This window comes from Microbulbifer agarilyticus S89, assembly GCF_000220505.1.
GTDB lineage: Bacteria > Pseudomonadota > Gammaproteobacteria > Pseudomonadales > Cellvibrionaceae > Microbulbifer > Microbulbifer agarilyticus_B.
Genome location: NZ_AFPJ01000021.1, coordinates 18204 through 35567 on the forward strand (window position 1 = coordinate 18204; position 17364 = coordinate 35567).

General features: G+C 57.6%; 15 protein-coding genes, 1 pseudogene and 1 riboswitch. Of the genes and pseudogenes, 13 read left to right on the forward strand and 3 right to left on the reverse strand.

Annotated elements, in window-relative coordinates; all coding sequences use genetic code 11:
• Positions 1 to 42 precede the first annotated feature (42 nt).
• The 6 genes from AS89_RS0106160 to AS89_RS0106185 all read left to right on the forward strand — a co-directional run bounded on the left by AS89_RS0106160 (position 43) and on the right by AS89_RS0106185 (position 7963).
• Entirely contained in the window at positions 43 to 1548 is a 1506-nt protein-coding gene (locus AS89_RS0106160; protein WP_010131580.1) for a DNA-3-methyladenine glycosylase 2, read from the forward strand.
• Positions 1545 to 2027: a methylated-DNA--[protein]-cysteine S-methyltransferase gene (locus tag AS89_RS0106165; RefSeq protein ID WP_010131582.1), complete on the forward strand. Its 483-nt coding sequence runs from the start codon at positions 1545 to 1547 to the stop codon at positions 2025 to 2027. Before AS89_RS0106160 ends, AS89_RS0106165 begins: the two co-directional genes overlap by 4 nt.
• Positions 2028 to 2140: 113 nt before the next feature.
• Entirely contained in the window at positions 2141 to 2662 is a 522-nt protein-coding gene (locus AS89_RS0106170) for a gamma carbonic anhydrase family protein (protein WP_010131583.1), read from the forward strand.
• A gap of 3 nt (positions 2663 to 2665) precedes the next feature.
• Positions 2666 to 2908: a DUF1289 domain-containing protein gene (locus AS89_RS0106175; protein WP_010131584.1), complete on the forward strand. Its 243-nt coding sequence runs from the start codon at positions 2666 to 2668 to the stop codon at positions 2906 to 2908.
• Positions 2909 to 3224: 316 nt separating this feature from the next.
• Positions 3225 to 6743, forward strand: coding sequence for a DNA polymerase III subunit alpha (dnaE, locus tag AS89_RS0106180; protein ID WP_010131585.1), 3519 nt, complete (start codon positions 3225 to 3227; stop codon positions 6741 to 6743).
• A 263-nt stretch (positions 6744 to 7006) separates the two neighbouring features.
• On the forward strand, positions 7007 to 7963 hold the full coding sequence (locus AS89_RS0106185) for an acetyl-CoA carboxylase carboxyltransferase subunit alpha (RefSeq protein ID WP_010131586.1): 957 nt from the start codon (positions 7007 to 7009) through the stop codon (positions 7961 to 7963).
• 144 nt (positions 7964 to 8107) lie between these two features.
• Here AS89_RS0106185 and AS89_RS17050 read toward each other — a convergent pair whose 3' ends face one another.
• The gene (locus tag AS89_RS17050; protein ID WP_202798383.1) at positions 8108 to 8368 is read right to left on the reverse strand and encodes a hypothetical protein; all 261 of its coding nucleotides are present in this window, start codon (positions 8366 to 8368) and stop codon (positions 8108 to 8110) included.
• Positions 8369 to 8474: 106 nt separating this feature from the next.
• A riboswitch (TPP riboswitch) is annotated at positions 8475 to 8573 on the forward strand.
• Positions 8574 to 8699: 126 nt separating this feature from the next.
• On the opposite strand from AS89_RS17050, the gene thiC reads away from it, so the two are divergent.
• From thiC to AS89_RS17055, 7 genes are all read left to right on the forward strand, one after another.
• On the forward strand, positions 8700 to 10637 hold the full coding sequence (thiC, locus tag AS89_RS0106195) for a phosphomethylpyrimidine synthase ThiC (RefSeq protein ID WP_010131588.1): 1938 nt from the start codon (positions 8700 to 8702) through the stop codon (positions 10635 to 10637).
• Positions 10638 to 10667: 30 nt separating this feature from the next.
• Positions 10668 to 11747: a glycine oxidase ThiO gene (thiO, locus tag AS89_RS0106200; protein WP_010131589.1), complete on the forward strand. Its 1080-nt coding sequence runs from the start codon at positions 10668 to 10670 to the stop codon at positions 11745 to 11747.
• Complete coding sequence (gene thiS, locus AS89_RS0106205; RefSeq protein WP_010131591.1) at positions 11747 to 11947, forward strand: sulfur carrier protein ThiS; 201 nt, start codon at positions 11747 to 11749, stop codon at positions 11945 to 11947. Before thiO ends, thiS begins: the two co-directional genes overlap by 1 nt.
• A 2-nt stretch (positions 11948 to 11949) precedes the next feature.
• Positions 11950 to 12759, forward strand: a complete 810-nt coding sequence (locus AS89_RS0106210) for a thiazole synthase (protein WP_010131592.1) — start codon at positions 11950 to 11952, stop codon at positions 12757 to 12759.
• On the forward strand, positions 12756 to 14339 hold the full coding sequence (thiE, locus tag AS89_RS0106215) for a thiamine phosphate synthase (RefSeq protein ID WP_010131593.1): 1584 nt from the start codon (positions 12756 to 12758) through the stop codon (positions 14337 to 14339). Before AS89_RS0106210 ends, thiE begins: the two co-directional genes overlap by 4 nt.
• A gap of 27 nt (positions 14340 to 14366) precedes the next feature.
• A complete protein-coding gene (locus AS89_RS0106220; RefSeq protein ID WP_010131594.1) occupies positions 14367 to 15131 on the forward strand; it encodes a HesA/MoeB/ThiF family protein in 765 nt (254 codons plus the stop codon).
• A gap of 214 nt (positions 15132 to 15345) precedes the next feature.
• A complete protein-coding gene (locus tag AS89_RS17055; protein WP_050901653.1) occupies positions 15346 to 15651 on the forward strand; it encodes a c-type cytochrome in 306 nt (101 codons plus the stop codon).
• Positions 15652 to 15664: 13 nt separating this feature from the next.
• Here AS89_RS17055 and AS89_RS0106230 read toward each other — a convergent pair whose 3' ends face one another.
• Positions 15665 to 16492, reverse strand: a complete 828-nt coding sequence (locus tag AS89_RS0106230; protein ID WP_010131596.1) for a type IV pili methyl-accepting chemotaxis transducer N-terminal domain-containing protein — start codon at positions 16490 to 16492, stop codon at positions 15665 to 15667.
• Between the two features lie 151 nt (positions 16493 to 16643).
• Positions 16644 to 17364 (reverse strand): annotated as a pseudogene (locus AS89_RS18760) (alginate export family protein); the annotation flags it as partial.

Genomic DNA, 17364 nt, shown 5'->3' on the forward strand with positions numbered 1-17364 from the left:
GATCATAGACTGCCGGTATAGGGTTTAATTTGTGAGCATACCGTGCAGCCAGATCCAGTCATTTGTAAGCGCGCGCGTCTTGCGCGCGACAAGCGCTTCGATGGGCGCTTCTTCACGGCGGTGAGGACCACTGGTATTTTTTGCCGCCCGATCTGTCCGGCGCGGCGGCCGCTGGAGAAGAACGTCGAATACTTCAGTACCGCCGCGGAAGCCACCGCCGCGGGCTTTCGCCCGTGTTTGCGTTGTCGGCCTGACGCGGCCCCGGGCAGTGCTGCCTGGGGGCTGGTTTCCACCACCGTGCAGCGCGCCATGGCGTTGATGCGCGCGGAGCGTGAAGCGCAGTCGATAGAGCAGCTCGCCGAGCGTCTGGGTATCAGTAGTCGTTACCTGCGTAAACTCTTCGCCGAACATATCGGATTGAGTCCCCTGCAGGTTTGGCAGACGGAGCGCGCGCTGTTTGCCTTCGGGTTGCTGCGGGATACCCGTCTGCCGGTGGCCGACATTTCCTTTGCCTCCGGCTTCAATAGCCTGCGTCGCTTCAACGGGGTATTCAAGTCCATTTATCACCGCACGCCGAGCGAAGTGCGCCGTGAACCTGGCAAGCGCACTCTGCAACCGGATTCTGACAGCGGCGTGCAGGTGTACCTGAGTTATCGTCCACTCTTCGACTGGCCGGCGCTGCTGGCGTTTTTTGCCGCGCGCGCGCTGCCCGGCGTGGAGCAGGTAATAGCGGCAGAGGATCCCGAGCAGGGTGAGTATCAGCGCAGTTTTGCGCTGCACGGTCAGCGCGGCGCAGTGCGCGTTGCGCACGAGCCTGACAAGTGCCGTCTGCGGGTGAGCGTGTTTAGCGAAGGTGGCGCTGAAGGTTGTGGTGCCGTGTTATACCCGTTGCGGGAGAAGCTGCGGCGGTTGTTCGACCTGGATGCCGACAGCGAGGAAATCCGCGAGCACCTGCAGGTAGACCCGCTGTTGCGGCAGGTGTTGCGCAAAACTGCGGGCCTCCGCTTGCCCGGTGCTTGGGACCCGTTTGAATACACCTTGCGGGCCATTCTCGGTCAGCAGATCTCAGTCGCTGCCGCGACCACCATTGCCGGGCGTATCGCCAGGGGGTATGGCGAGGCATTTAGTGGCCCACTTGGCGAGCAGCTGCTATTCCCCAATGCAGAGCAACTACGTGATGCAGATTTCGCCGATATCGGGGTAACCCGGACCCGCGCCGCCACCTTGCGCAATTTTGTCGCGGCCACCCTGGCCGGGGATATCGATTTTGATGAGCCGGAGCTGGAGGCGTTTTGCCGGCAGATGACGGCACTGCCTGGTATCGGGGACTGGACCGCGCACTATACCGCGATGCGTGGCCTGTCGATGCCGGATGCCTTTCCCGCATCAGATCTGGGAATTCTGATTGCCCTTGGCGATAGTGAGACAAAAGCGACCCCGAAACAGGCGCTGGCGCGGGCAGAATCCTGGCGGCCCTGGCGCGCTTACGGGGCGCTATTGCTGTGGCAATCCCTCAAACTCAAGACCAAAGAGAGCACCTCAACATGATCAGGTACCAAATCTATCCCAGTGCCTTTGGCGAAGTGGGTATTGCGGCGAGCGAAGCGGGGCTTGTGGGTATTGATCTGCAGGCTGGCAAGCGGCCCTTGCCAGTGCGGGAAGATTGGTTGCGCGAGGCGACACCGCCTACGGATTTGGCGTTTGCGCAGCTCGAGGCGTATTTCGCGGGCGAGCTGCAGGCCTTCCACCTCCCTTTGGGGGCCGCAGGCACGCCGTTTCAGCAATCGGTATGGCGCGCACTGTGCGCGATCCCCTTTGGTGAGACCCGCAGTTACCGCGAGCTGGCAGAGGCGATTGGCAACCCCAAAGCGGTGCGCGCGGTGGCCCGGGCCAACGGCGCCAACCCGCTGTCTATCGTGGTGCCCTGCCATCGGGTCATCGGCGCCGATGGGTCGCTGACAGGGTATGCGGGGGGCATCGAGATGAAGGCGCGGTTGTTGGCGCTGGAAGGGGTTCTGATTGGCTGACTTGTCTGGCTGGTCACGGGTTGCTGAGGTGCTCTGAGGGTGGCAATCCAGACCGGCGGGCGGGATAATACGCGGCTGATTTCAACGATTTACCACGGATTGCCGGAGGTCGCATGCTGTACAGATTGGGCGATAAACAGCCACAGCTGGAGGGCGAGGGCCATTATGTCGCGCCCGGTGCACGGGTAATCGGCAATGTGCTGATGATGCCCCACAGTTCGGTGTGGTTTAACGCGGTCATTCGCGGCGATAACGATCTGATCACCATCGGTGAGCGGGCCAATGTGCAGGACGGCTCGGTGTTGCATACGGATCCGGGCAAGCCGCTGACCATCGGTACTGGTGTGACCGTGGGCCACAAGGTGACCTTGCACGGTTGCGAGATTGGTGAATATTCCCTGGTGGGGATGAATGCGGTGGTGTTGAATGGGGCCAAGATTGGGCGCTGTTGCATCATCGGGGCGAATGCGCTGGTGACGGAGAATATGGAGATCCCAGATTTTTCGCTGGTGCTGGGTAGCCCGGCCAAGGTGGTGAAAACCTTGGATGAGTCGACGTTTGAGTTGCTGAAGTTGAGCAGTGATGTGTATGTGGCGAATGGCCAGCGCTTTGCGGAAGAGCTGGTTGAGGTCTGAGTCATGGCTGAGAGTGACTGGAGTCGCGTGAAGGATAAAGAGCCCGAGCCGATGTTTGAGTTTCCAGTAAAGTCTCCGTGCGTTTCCGTGTGTGCGTTGAACAGTGAGGACATCTGTGAGGGGTGTTTTCGTTCCGGTACGGAAATCAGCCAGTGGGGAAAGATGAACAACGCCCAGAAGCGTGAGGTGCTGAGCAAGTGCCAGGAGCGGGCCGTTGAGATGAAGCGGGTTTGGTGGACTGATTAGTGCTCGCTAGTTCTTGAATTGTGGCGGCGGACTACAGGGTGCGGCTTTTCAGGACCGCTGTGAATACATCCCTGTACGCTGCGTCGGCGACGTCCGTGTCGCCGACGCTCCTGAAAAGCCGCACCCTGCACTCCGCCTTCTCGTCAGCGATATCACTCCGTTAATAAAGTTTTACAAAGCGTTTTAAAGTTACTTGGCTTACCAAGTAACGAATTATCAGAATTACACAAGTATCGAAGGGTTTACGCACCTTCGGTGCTCACCCGGATGAGAGCTCCAATAGCGAGATCCCCGGAACCAAATTAAATAGAAAAATATGACCCAACCCTTCGTACATTTAAGAGTCCACTCCGAATACTCCCTGATTGATGGCCTGGTGCGCATCAAGCCGCTGATCGGCCGCGTTGCGGAGCTGGAAATGCCGGCGGTGGCGATCACTGATCAGACCAACTTCTACGCACAGGTTAAGTTTTATAAAGCTTGTATGGGTGCCGGTATCAAGCCGGTTACCGGTGCAGATTTCTGGTTGAAGGAAGGTGGTGAAGAGCAGCCGACGCTGGTGTCGCTGTATGCGATGAATTCCGACGGCTACCGCAATATTACCGAGCTGATTTCCCGCGCGTGGATGGAAGGGCAATACCACGGCCACGCATTTGTGGAGCGGGAGTGGATCAAGGAGGCGTCGGAAGGCGTTTTGATGCTCTCCGGTGCCAAGTACGGGGATGTAGGCCGCGCGCTGGTTGCCGGGCGAGCCTCGCAGGCCGAGGCGCTGGCTCAGGAGTGGTCCAGTATTTTCCCGGGCCGCTATTATCTGGAGTTGCAGCGTACCGGGCGCGCGGGTGATGAAGAGTACCTGCATGCGGCGGTAGATTTGGCCGGCGAGATGAATCTGCCGGTGGTGGCTACCAACGATGTACGCTTTATTGAAGACAGCGAGTTTGAAGCCCACGAAGTGCGGGTGTGTATTCGTGAAGGCCGTGCGCTGGACGACCCGCGTCGCGAGCGTCGCTATTCCGCCGAGCAGTATCTGCGTACACCGGAAGAGATGCACGAGCTGTTCAAGGATATTCCGGAAGCGCTGGAAAATACGGTAGAGATTGCCCGCCGTTGTTCTTCGCCCATCCAGCTCGGCAAGTACTTCCTGCCCCAGTTCCCGATTCCGGAGGGCATGACCGAGAACCAGTTTTTCGAGAAGATTTCGTTCGATGGTCTGTACGAGCGCCTTGAGCATATCCTCGATAAGTCCGCGCCGGACTACGAAGCGCGCAAGAAGGAATACGAAGACCGCCTGCGCTTTGAGCTGGATATCGTTATCCAGATGGGGTTCCCCGGTTACTTCCTGATCGTAATGGACTTCATCCAGTGGGCGAAGGATCACGATATTCCGGTCGGTCCGGGGCGGGGTTCCGGTGCGGGCTCGCTGATTGCCTACTCGCAGAAAATTACCGACCTTGATCCGCTGCAGTACGACCTGCTGTTCGAGCGATTCCTGAACCCGGAACGGGTTTCCATGCCTGACTTCGACGTTGACTTCTGTATGGAGAAGCGCGACCGGGTAATTAACTACGTTGCGGAAAACTATGGCCGTAATGCGGTAAGCCAGATTATTACTTTCGGTACCATGGCCGCGAAGGCGGTGGTGCGGGATGTGGCGCGGGTGCAGGGCAAGTCTTACGGCCTGGCCGACAAGTTGTCCAAGATGATCCCCGCCGATGTAGGCATGACCCTGCAGAAGGCCTTTGAGCAGGAAGAAATACTGCGTGAATTCCTCGAGAACGACGAGGAAGGCCAGGAAATCTGGGAGATGGCGCTGCAGCTCGAAGGTGTTGCGCGTAACGTGGGTAAGCACGCCGGTGGTGTAGTAATTGCCCCGACCAAACTCACCGATTTTGCCCCGCTGTACTGTGACGAGACCGGTGCCGGCCTGGTTACCCAGTTCGACAAGAACGATGTGGAAGACGCGGGCCTGGTTAAGTTCGACTTCCTGGGTCTGCGAACCCTGACCATCATCGACTGGGCCAAGGCGATGGTGGACGAGCAGCGCGCGCGCGAGGGCAAAGAGCCGCTGGTGATCGAGGCGTTGCCGCTGGACGATAGCGAGACGTTCAAACTGATCAAGCGTGCCGAAACCACCGCGGTGTTCCAGCTGGAATCCCGCGGTATGAAAGACCTGATCAAACGTCTGCAGCCGGATAACCTTGAGGACATGATCGCCCTGGTGGCCCTGTTCCGTCCGGGCCCGCTGCAGTCGGGCATGGTGGACGACTTCATCAACCGGAAGCACGGCCGCGCGCAGGTGGCGTATCCGGATGCCAAGTATCAGCACGAAAAACTGAAGCCAATCCTCGAACCCACCTACGGCGTTATTGTTTACCAGGAACAGGTAATGCAGATCGCCCAGGAACTCGCGGGTTATACCCTGGGTGGCGCAGACATGCTGCGCCGGGCTATGGGTAAGAAAAAGCCCGAGGAAATGGCCAAGCAGCGGGCCACCTTCGAAGAGGGGGCCAAGGAGCAGGGCGTAGACCCTGATCTGGCGATTAAGATCTTTGACCTGGTGGAAAAGTTCGCCGGTTACGGTTTTAACAAATCCCACTCCGCTGCCTACGCACTGGTTTCCTACCAGACGGCGTGGCTGAAGGCCCATTATCCGGCGCAGTTTATGGCGGCCACCATGTCTTCGGACATGGACAAGACTGACAAGGTCGTAATCTTTATTGAAGAGTGCCGGGCCATGGGCCTGGACCTGGTGCCGCCGGATGTGAACCTGGGCAGCTACCAGTTCTCGGTGGATGTGAACAACCGCATCATTTATGGCCTGGGTGCGATCAAGGGCCTGGGTGAAGGTCCGATCGATAACATCATCGCTGAGCGTGAAAGTGGTGGTCCGTTTGCCGATCTGTTCGACTTCTGCTCGCGTATTGACCCCCGCAAGGTGAATAAACGTGCGCTGGAAGCGCTGGTGCGCTCCGGGGCACTCGACAGCATTGGCCCGGATACCAACAGTGCCGATGGCCTCGACTACTCCCGCGCGGTGCTGTTCAACGCGCTGGATGAGGCGGTGAAGTCTGCGGAACAGCAGAGCAAGAACGACAGCGCCGGCATGATGGACCTGTTCGGTGAGGTGGTGCGCTCCGCGTCCGACGGTGATGTGTACGAAGATTTCCGCGGCGCTCGTCCGTGGAGTATTCGCGAGCGCTTGGAGGGGGAGAAAAACACCCTCGGCCTGTACCTCACCGGCCATCCCATCGATGAATACGAAGAAGAATTGAAGCATCTGGTGAATGCGCGCATCGCCGACCTGAAGCCCGGCCGGGAAAACCAGAAGGTGGCCGGCCTGGTGGTGGGGATGCGTGTGATGAAAACCAAACGCGGCGATTCCATGGCCATTGTTTCCCTGGATGACCGCAGTGCGCGTATTGAGGCGGCGGTGTTCAGCGAGGCCTTTGGAGAGCACCGCGAGAAGCTGGTGAAGGATTCGCTGCTGGTGCTTGAGGGCTCCATCTCCCACGACGATTACAGTGGTGGCTTGAAGATGAGCGTGAACAGCGTTTCCACGCTGGATGACCTGCGCAGTGGCAGCGTGATTGGTGTGACCCTGAAAATCGACAGCTCTCAAGCAATGCCGAAAATGGGCCAGCGCCTGAGTGCCTGCCTGCGCCCCTACGTGGGTGGCAGTTGCCCGGTGATGGTTGAGGTGGAGCGCAGTGATGCGAAGGGTACTTTCCGACTGGCCGATGAGTGGAAGGTGGAACCCAACGACCAGTTGATCCAGTCGCTGCGCGAGGTGATCGGGCGGGAGCGGGTACAGCTCAACTACAATCAGCGGCAGTAAATTCGGTCTGTCGTGCTGTTTACGATGGAGGGTTCGCTGTCGTCAGTTGCTCTTTGTTACGCTCCAGCAACACTCGCCAGCAACATAGGCATATTGGACACGGGTGATGCTGGTTAGTGCGCTGTGCACTCGACTGGTTGGTCCTGGCCCGGTAAGCTAGCGACCATTTTCAGTAGACGAGGCCTGTTTGCGACCGTTCGGGGTATTTTGGTCGCATTTTCCAACATTTGGCGGGCCCACAGAATTATCAAGGCGTGAATTACATGAACTTCAGTTTTCTCGAGTTTGAACAGCCGATTGCGGAACTGGAAAGCAAGATCAAGGAGCTGCAGCACGTCGGGGACGACAACGACCTCAACATTGCAGAAGAGATCACCCGCCTGCGGGAAAAGAGCGAGAAGCTCACCGAATCCCTGTATTCCGACCTCTCACCCTGGCAGATCGTCCAGGTAGCCCGCCATCCGCAGCGCCCATATGCGAAGGATTACATTGAGCGTATTTTCACCGACTGGGACGAGCTCCACGGTGACCGTCACTTCGGTGATGACAAGGCGATCATTGCGGGTATCGGTCGCCTGGAAGGCCGCCCGGTGGCGGTGATTGGCGAGGAGAAGGGCCGCTCGGTGAACGAGAAGGTGAAGCGCAACTTTGGTATGCCGAAGCCGGAAGGTTACCGCAAGGCGCAGCGCGTTATGGAGATGGCGGAGCGCTTCAAGATGCCGGTGCTGACGCTGATCGACACTCCGGGGGCCTACCCGGGTATCGATAGTGAGGAGCGCGGTATTTCCGAGGCGATCGCCAAGAATCTGGCGGTGATGTCTCGTCTGCGTACGCCGATTATCTGTACGGTAATTGGTGAAGGCTCTTCCGGTGGTGCACTGGCGATCGGTGTGGGCGATCAGTTGAACATGCTGCAGTACTCCACTTACTTTGTAATTTCACCGGAAGGCTGCGCGAACATTATCTGGAAGACTGTGGATAAGGCACCGCTGGCGGCCGAGGCCATGGGGGTAACTTCCAGTGTGCTTGAGGAACTGGGCATTGTGGATGAAACCCTGCCTGAGCCTCTCGGTGGTGCACACCGCGACCCGGACCTGATGGCTGCGCGTCTACGTGATCGTCTGTCTGAGCAACTGGATAAGCTTACTGCGGTTCCTCTGGATGAGTTGCTGGAGAAGCGTTATCAGCGTCTGATGAGCTACGGTAACGTCGTTAGCTGATCTATGGCGGTGTGAAAACTGACCCGGTGGCGACGTGGCACTGGGTAGCTGTTTTCGAAACCGCTGTGAATACATCCCTGTACGCTGCGTCGGCGACGTCCCTGTCGCCGACGCTTTCGAAAACAGCTACCCAGTCCCCCGCCTTCAGTCGATCTCCCTCGACTTCGCTAATAGCCCGTTTGCTTCTATGGCCTTGTGAATTCGACTACAGGTCTTACCGAACTTCGTCACTTCCCCGAGCGTTGGTTTCTCATCCGCATCCAACCGCTGTTCCCACTCATCAATTTCCTGGTCCAGATATTCCAATAGTTTTTTCGCACAACCCTGACAGGGGCCGGCGCAGAGCTCGGCGGCCGGCGTGGCGAAGGGCAAGGTGGCGCGTACTTCTGAGATGATGTTACGCATTGCAGTGCTGGTGTCTGGCTTCATGTGGTCAGTATAAGGTGGCGGGAAAGTCGTCAAATATGGCTCCGCTTTCTGTTCAAGCCGGGGCGCATCCCCTATACTCAGCGCCAACTTGTCGGAGTGCCTTTGGGCTGAGATCGCTGTTGCGAGATCCGTTGAACCTGATCAGGGTAACCCCTGCGTAGGGAACAAGATCTGAATTCGCTACTTGTCGTGCGCTGTGTTTATCGTTTTTTGTGCGCGACGCTCTCATCTTATCTGCACCCCGACATTCCATTTACGGATGCCATTTAATGGAAACATGCGTCAGGAAATGACGTAAGGGGTCAGTATGTCTCAGGTCGCCGAACCAAAAAATAAAACCCAGAACAGCGCGAGTAAAAGCAGTCGTGCACAGCAGCAGGAAAGCGCGAAGCAGTTTCTGGATAATCTCACCGCACAGCAGTTTCCCAACTCGCGCAAGGTTTACCTGCAAGGGGAAAACGAAGGCGTAAAAGTGGGTGTGCGCGAAATCTGTCTGGGCAAGAGCTTGGTGGGCGGCGACGAAGACAACCCTATTTTTGAGCCGAATGAGCCGCTGCAAGTGTATGACACTGCCGGTCCTTATTCTGATCCCAACTACAAGCCGAATGTTCGCGAAGGTCTCCCAAAGCTGCGTCAGGCGTGGGTGGCGAATCGTGGTGATACCGAGGTTCTGGATTCCCGCCAGGCGGCATACAGCCAGAAGCGTATGGCGGATCAGGGGCTCGACCACATCCGTTTTGATAACCTGCCGGCGCCGCGCAAGGCAAAAGCCGGTAAGAACGTTACCCAGATGCATTATGCGCGCCAGGGAATTATCACCCCAGAAATGGAGTTTATTGCGATCCGCGAAAACATGGGTCGCGCCGAGCTGGCTGAACAGCTGACCGAGGCGGATTATCAGAAAGCGCGCGACGGTATCTATATCCCACCGCAGATTACCCCCGAATTTGTACGTCGTGAAGTGGCTGAAGGTCGCGCGATTATCCCGGCGAACATCAACCACACCGAGCTGGAGCCGATGATTATCGGACGTAACTTCCTCGCCAAGGTGAATTCCAACATTGGTAACTCTGCGATTACTTCTTCTATTGAAGAAGAAGTGGAGAAGCTGGTCTGGTCCATCAAGTGGGGTGGTGACACCGTGATGGATCTGTCCACCGGTCAGAATATTCATGAAACCCGTGAGTGGATCCTGCGCAACAGCCCGGTACCTATCGGCACCGTGCCGATTTACCAGGCGCTGGAAAAAGTCGACGGCATTGCCGAAGACCTGAGCTGGGAAGTGTTCCGCGATACCCTGATCGAACAGGCGGAGCAGGGTGTGGATTACTTCACCATCCACGCTGGCGTATTGCTGCGCTATGTGCCGCTGACGGCCAAGCGCGTTACCGGTATTGTGTCTCGCGGTGGTTCCATCATGGCCAAGTGGTGTCTTGCGCACCACAAAGAGAACTTCCTCTACACCCATTTCGAAGATATCTGTGAAATCCTCAAAGCGTACGACGTGAGCTTCTCCCTGGGTGACGGCCTGCGCCCTGGCTGTATTGCTGACGCCAACGACGAAGCCCAGTTCGGCGAACTGCGCACTCTGGGCGAGCTGACCGAAATTGCCTGGAAGCACGATGTGCAGACCATGATCGAAGGCCCGGGCCACGTGCCCATGCACAAGATCAAGGAAAACATGGACGAGCAGCTGGAGCACTGCCACGGTGCACCTTTCTATACCCTCGGCCCTTTGACCACCGATATTGCTCCGGGCTACGACCACATTACTTCCGGTATCGGTGCGGCGATGATTGGCAGCATGGGCTGCGCAATGCTGTGCTACGTAACACCGAAAGAGCACCTGGGTCTGCCCAACAAGGAAGACGTAAAAGAAGGCTTGATGGCCTACAAGATTGCGGCGCATGCGGCGGACCTGGCCAAGGGCCACCCGCGCGCGTACAAGCGTGACGATGCGTTGTCCAAAGCCCGCTTTGAATTCCGCTGGGAAGACCAGTTCAACCTGGGCCTCGACCCGGAGCGTGCGCGTGCTTACCACGATGAAACCCTGCCCAAGGAATCCGGCAAGATTGCCCACTTCTGTTCCATGTGCGGACCGAAATTCTGCTCCATGAAAATTACCCAGGACGTGCGCGACTATTCCAAAAAGCTAGAAGCAGCCAAGCAGGAAGCGGAGCAGGGCATGGAAGAGATGTCCATCAAGTTCAAGGATATGGGCGCTGAGATTTACCACAAGGGCTGATCCACCAACTTGAGGGTTTGGAGTGAAGTTGTGGCACACACTGAGCTAAATATCGCAATTGCAGGCGCCGGTTTGATGGGGCGCCTGCTGGCGTGGCGGCTATCGACGCAAGGCCATCAAGTCAGTCTGTTTGACGCCGGTAGCCTGGATAAACCCGCGGGTGCGTGTCACACCGCGGCCGGTATGATCTCGCCACTCTCCGAGCTGTTTCACTGCCCGCTCCCCATCTATGAGCTTGGTATGCAAAGCCTGCAGTACTGGCCGCAATGGGTGGCGCAGTTGGAGCAGGCAGTGGGGGTGCGTGTCGATTACCGGCAGTCCGGTAGTGTACTGATTGCGCACCCGCAGGACCGCAGTGAATTGCTGCAGTTTCAGCAGGAGCTGACGGCCAAATTAGGTGGTGCAGGCGGCGACCAGTTGCGTTGGCTCGATAACCGTGGCGTGAGTGCGCTGGAACCGGAGCTGGATCGCTTCGAGCAGGGCCTGTTTTTGGCCTCGGAAGCGGATGTGGATAACCGCAAGCTGCTTCCGGCATTGCTGCAGGCGGTGATGCAAAACGGGGTAAGGTTACGCGAGCATACTGCCGTCGAATGTGTACCGAAAGCAGTGCTTACGGCGCGCGGTAGGGAAGCGTTTGATCTGGTGGTTGACGCCCGTGGCCTCGGTGCCAAAGACGCTATCCAGGGCCTGCGCGGCGTGCGCGGTGAAGTGATGGTGGTGGAAACCGCGGAAGTGCAGCTGCAGCGCCCAGTGCGGTTGCTGCACCCGCGCTACCAGCTTTATGCAGTACCCCGGGCGAAAAATCAAACGGTGATCGGCGCGACCGAGATCGAGAGCGAGGACATGAGCCCGATTTCGCTGCGCTCCAGTATGGAGCTCTCCAGTGCGCTGTACTCGATCCACCCGGCGTTTGCCGAAGCGCGGGTGATTGAAACCCGTGTGAACTGTCGGCCCGCCACCATGGACAACCTTCCTGTTATGGAACGTGCGCCCGGGTTGATACGCGTGAACGGCCTCTTTCGCCATGGCTATCTGCTGGCGCCGGCGCTGGCGCTGCAGGTCGAAGACGCGTTGTCCAAATTAACCCAAGAAACAGAACAGGTGACCTGATGCAATTACTGGTCAATGGCGAGAATGTAAATTTGAATGACGGCGCTTCAGTTGCCGCGCTGTTGCAGCAGCTTGGTTACACCGGTGAAACCTTTGCAGTAGCGGTTAATGGTGACTTTGTTCCCCGCGCGACCTATGACGAAACAACCCTGAGCGCTGGTGACCAGCTGGATATCGTTGCGCCAGTGGTGGGAGGTTAAGCATGACGGACAAACTCAAACTGTACGGCAAAGAGTTCGAAAGTCGCCTGTTGGTAGGTACCGCACTGTATCCGTCGCCTGCTGTCATGCGCGAATCGGTGAGCGCATCGGGCGCAGAAATTATTACCCTTTCCCTGCGCCGCCAGAATCCGGAGCAGCAGCAGGGCAAGATGATCTGGGACTACATTCAGGAGTCCGGCTGCCAGCTGTTGCCGAATACAGCCGGCTGCAAGACCCCGAAAGAAGTCATTGCCCTCGCCGAGATGAGCCGTGAAATTTTCGCGACTGACTGGCTCAAACTGGAGGTCATCGGTGATGACTACAATCTGCAGCCCGACCCTTATGGTTTGGTCGAAGCGGCGCGCGAGCTGGTCAAGCGTGGCTTTAGAGTGCTCCCATATTGCACCGACGATCTGGTGGTGTGTCGCAAACTATTGGATGTTGGCTGTGAAGTACTGATGCCCTGGGGTTCCCCCATTGGCACTGGCCGCGGCTTGATGAACAAATACAATCTGCAGACCCTGCGCGAACGATTGCCGGATACGCCGCTGATTATTGATGCGGGCATTGGCGCGCCTTCGCAGGCCGTTGAGGCGATGGAAATGGGCTTCGATGCCGTGCTGCTAAATACCGCCATCGCCAAGGCCCAGAACCCGGTACTGATGGCGCAGGCGTTCAAACTGGCCATTGAATCCGGACGCGCCGCGCGTAACGCCGGGCTGATGCTCAAGCGCCAGACCGCCAGCCCCAGCACCCCGACTCTGGATATGCCGTTCTGGCAGCAAACCGTGACCGCGGGAGAAAATGCATGAGCCAGGCTGTGCCAATACCAATGTCATTGCCAATGCAAACACGCCCGGTTGTGTGGACGATTGCCGGCAGTGATTCCGGTGGCGGCGCCGGTATTCAGGCCGACCTGCTGACGTTCCACGATCTTGGTGCCCACGGCTGCAGTGCCATTACTGCAAATACCGCGCAAAACACGCTGACCGTAGCCGTCATTAATCCTGTGCCCGCGTTGACCCTGCAATCGCAGTTGGATGCGCTGCTCAGTGATCTGCCGCCGTCAGCCATTAAAATTGGTTTGTTAGCCAATACTGTCCAAGTTCACACTGTGGCGGACTTTTTGCGCGGGTTGCGGGCCCAAGGTTGCCAAGTACCTGTGGTGTACGATCCGGTTGCAGTTGCTAGCAGTGGTGCATCGATGACCGAAGGCAGCACTGGTGCAGCGGTGGTGAGCGAGCTATTACCCCTGTGTGATGTGCTCACTCCCAACCGTGTGGAACTGGAGTCGTTGGCGTCGACCGAGGTAGACAGTGCCGGTGATATCTTGATCACCGCAAAAAAACTCGCTGAGGCCAATGAAATTGCACTCGCCGTAACCGGTGGGCATTTCGATATCGAGCCGGGAACCACCGCAGACCTGTTATGTGTTCCCAGTGAAGCCGGCACCACTAGCGACTGGTTAATCGGCAAGAGAATCGATACCCACGATACCCACGGCACCGGTTGCACCTATTCCTCCGCCGTCGCTGCAATGCTTGCGGAAGGGTATCCACTCAAGGACGCTTGCGTGGTGGCAAACGCCTATGTGCGCCGAGGACTGCGGCTGGCTCAGAGTTCACATATTGGCGAAGGGCCGGGGCCGGTGGGGCACTGTGGCTGGCCGAGCGAACTGCAGGATTTTCCGGAAATTCTCGTCGCCGGTAGCGAGCGAGCCAAACACTATGCAACTTTTGACGCAGCCGCAGCAGAAAATTATGCGGCTGAATTTGCGCAGCCCGATACCGCTCGTCTGGGACTGTATCCGGTTGTGGAAACGGTGGAGTGGATTGAAAAACTGGCCCGCGAGGGCGTACGGACATTGCAGTTGCGGATCAAGAATCCTGGCGATGACCTGCGCGAGCAGATTGAACGCGCGGTAGCTATCGGCCGGGAATTTGATCTGCGTCTGTTTATTAATGATTACTGGCAGCTAGCGATTGAGTGCGGCGCCTATGGTGTGCACCTGGGGCAGGAAGACCTGCAGGCTGCCGATCTGCAGGCGATCCAGCGTGCGGGGTTGAAGCTGGGCATTAGCACCCATGGCTTTTTTGAAATGCTGTACGCGTGGCAGTATCGTCCCAGTTACCTGGCGATGGGGGCCATCTATGCGACCGGGACCAAAGATATGCGCGGGCAGCTGCAGGGGCCGAAAAAGCTTGCGCGCATGGTGGCACTTCTGCCAGATTATCCGCTGGTGGCGATTGGTGGGATCACTGTCGCGCGTGCCCCGGAGGTTGTGGCGAGCGGGGTCGGCAGTATTGCTGTGGTGAGCGCAATTACCCAGGCACCGGATTATCAGGCCGCCGTTACTCAGCTGCGCGCTGTCATTGATGCGCGCTGTTATTAAATTATCCAGTTGACTGGAGTTGAGCCTGTGTTGAGTCGTAAACAACTACAGCGTTACAGCCGGCAGATCATGTTGCCGCAGATCGGTGAAGCCGGTCAGGAAAAGCTGGGTGCGGCACGTGTGCTTATTGTGGGGCTGGGTGGTCTGGGAAGCCCCGCAGCCCTGTATCTGGCTGCGGCCGGTATCGGTGAATTGCATCTGGTGGATGGCGACCAGGTGGATATCTCCAATCTCCAGCGCCAGGTGCTGTACAAGACCAACCACCGGGATAAGGACAAGGCCATTGTGGCCGCACAGCAATTGACCGCGGCCAATCCCGAGATTCGCGTGCACGCCCACAGTCGTATGGCGGATGAAGCCTGGCTGTCTGCGCTGTTGTCCGCGCAGAACTTTGATGCGGTGCTGGACTGTACCGATAACCTGAATATTCGTCACACCATCAATCGCGTGTGCCGGGCACACAAAGCAGTCGTTGTAATGGCTTCGGTACGGGGCTTCTCCGGGCAGCTGGTCAGTTTCGATTTTAAACAATCAGCTTCGCCGTGTTATGCCTGTTTGTTTCCCCCGGCGAGTGAGGCATCTGACTTGCCTGAGGCCGAAAACTGCGCATCGGTTGGGGTGATCGGGCCCGCGCTGGGTATGGTTGGCAGCGCTCAGGCGTTGGAGACAATAAAGTCGATTGTAGGGTTGCCGCTCACCAGCTTAAACCAATTACAGTTGTTCGAGGCTGCCAGCCTGGAGTGGCGTTCTCTGGGGCTAACGCAAAACACTACTTGCCCTGTGTGTGGATAACCAGTAAAAAAGAGGGATAAATAATAATGATTGGGAGTCCCTCTTGTTGAATCATCCTCTGCCCAGCGCAAATTTCCCTTCACTTTCTCGCCTTGTAGCGGTCATTGCATTCAGTGTGTTTGCATTGGGCTGTAGCGAAAAAACTTCTGCACCGGCTGGTAACCCCTCGACAGCCGAAACCCCGACTGCTGGTCAGGAAATCGTGGCTGAGGAAATGGCCGAGTCGGGAGGCACCGAGACAGCCAGTCAGCCAGCAGCCAGGGCAAAACCGGGCCAGGTCTCGCAAAAATATGTGGAAATGTACCAGCAGACCTGTGGCAGCTGCCACGAGCGGGGTCTGGTAGGCGCGCCCCGGACTGGCGACGTGGAGGCCTGGAAACCGCGTATGGCGAAAGGCATGGATACACTGGTTGCCCATGCGCGGGATGGCTTCAAAGCCATGCCACCAGCAGGCTTGTGCTTTAGCTGCTCCGATGAGGACTACGTGGCGCTGATTGAATATATGGCAAGCCCCAAGTAGTCCGCGGTCTCGGTTAGCGGGCTGCTACTTCGACTGCGTTGAGCAGTTCTGCGTATTGGCCCGTAACCACATTCATATTGCGCAGCATAATGTCGGTGGTGCCGGTAATCACATGGATCTGGCGTGACTCGGACATCTGCATCTCCCCATCGAATCCGCGGCTGGCGTAACTCAGGTGCCCCTGGGTCTTCAGCAGGTTGCGGGTAATCTCAGTGGTGTTGAGTGGGCTGTCCAGCAAGAAGGTCAGCATCTGCTCAAACTCCGCGAGATCCTCGTACAGCAAGCGCGTGCCTTCGCTACCTGCCACGCCCCAGTGCTGGGCCACATAATTCTTGGCGATACGCTGGGACAGCATGCGCTGGCGCCCTGATACGTTCACCAGTTCGGCGCTGCTGTGGTTGGCCAGGGCCTGCAGGCGCATCACATAGGTGTGTGCCGCGGGTAGCAGTGTGTTACTGCGTCGAAACAGTTCTGCCGCGTTGAACTTGCTCACGGGCTCGCGCGCAATTTCCGCAAAACCCTTCCATTCCTCCTGTACCAACCGCAGCGTGCTGATTACCGGCGCTGCCGGTTTAAAGTTTGCCAGCTGGTTTAGATTGCGTTCAAACTCTGACATCGAGCGCTCGAATACCTGCCGGTGCTTTTCTACGGAAGGCTGAATACCCTGCAGGATATAGGTTTGGGTGATGCGCTGCGAAAGCATGCGCTGTCTGCCGGCGATATTGATGGCATCGCCCATGTTGAATCCTGGCATTGACGTCGCGTACTCGGGGTCGGCACTTGCCGCGAGTTCGGCACCACTGAAAATCACGAGCAGGATCAGGGATAAAGCGAATTTCATAGTCACCTTCCTGAAGCGTAGGTTTGATGGGGAGAAAAACCCCGGCCTTGCGGCCGGGTAAGTGCTCAACGTGTGGGTATGAACCCAATAGTCAAATCAAAGGCGGGCTCCGCATCCATGTTGAGCGTGCGGAGCTGCCTGAAAGACTTGCTTAGAATTTAGTGGCGGCAGTCAGCCACAGTTTGTCAGTGTCTACGCTGAAGTCGTCAGCAGTGTAGTTGCTGTACTTCATGCTCAGGTTTACACCGGCTAGCTTGCCTGCAACCAGGAAGCCGGCTTCGCTACCGAGCTTGTCCATGCCGGATACGCCGCTGTCATTGGAGCTAAGCTGGTGGTAGTTGAACGCCAGTTTCACACCACCCAGGCTGGTGCCTACGGACAGGTAAACGTCTTCAACACCGCCGGCAATGTTGCCGGTACCACCGCCGAGTAGCTTGTCATTCCAGCCCTGGAACTTGTGCAGAGTGGCCAGCGGGGTGATGAACTGGCCGTCGGCACCATCGGCCCCGAGTACTTCGTAGCCACCAGAGATGTTCACAGATCCTACTTTGTAGCTGCCTTCTGCCAGTAGATAGTCTGCGTCATAGTCGGCCGGGTTATCCGCTGCGGAGGACTGCATGGCGTATTCCAGCGCATATTTCAGGCCACCCTGGCCACCGGCAAAGCGCACACCGTAGGTGTCGGTAGAGAAGTGGGTGGCATCTTCATTATCGATCAGGTAGGCGTAGCCACTCAGGGTACCTGCGGAAAGCCCGGCATATTTTGCGTTCAGCAGGTAAGTGTCATTGGTGTGGTCGCCAAGTGGGCTGTCTTCACCAAAAATACGATTCACGTTGTTGACGTGGGCCAGGAACAGGGTGGTGTCCGCCAGG